The organism is Bacillus sp. SIMBA_005 (genome assembly GCF_046535585.1).
GTDB classification, from domain to species: domain Bacteria; phylum Bacillota; class Bacilli; order Bacillales; family Bacillaceae; genus Bacillus; species Bacillus pumilus.
Map to the genome: position 1 here is coordinate 1 of NZ_JAWRWI010001012.1, position 243 is coordinate 243.

2 protein-coding genes are annotated in these 243 nt (G+C 41.6%); both read left to right on the plus strand.

What is annotated here, in order from left to right; all coding sequences use genetic code 11:
- The coding region (locus tag SB660_RS23155) for a hypothetical protein (protein ID WP_410584889.1) at positions 1–64 on the plus strand (64 nt) is incomplete at its 5' end.
- A 2-nt stretch (positions 65–66) separates the two neighbouring features.
- The coding region (locus tag SB660_RS23160; protein ID WP_410584891.1) for a YerC/YecD family TrpR-related protein at positions 67–243 on the plus strand (177 nt) is incomplete at its 3' end.

Genomic DNA, 243 nt, shown 5'->3' on the forward strand with positions numbered 1-243 from the left:
GACATGGATTAATATCGTGCCTGATCTCGATGCAGCTTCCATTAGTAAAGGAGAAGGTGTTTGACGATGCAAATCGATAAATTACGCGGAAAAGAACTGGACCAGTTATTTTTATCTATTTTATCGCTGAAAGATCTGGAGGAATGCTATCGTTTCTTTGACGATCTTTGTACGATTAATGAAATCCAATCGCTGGCGCAGCGTTTGGAAGTGGCGAGAATGCTCCGCGAAGGAAATACGTAT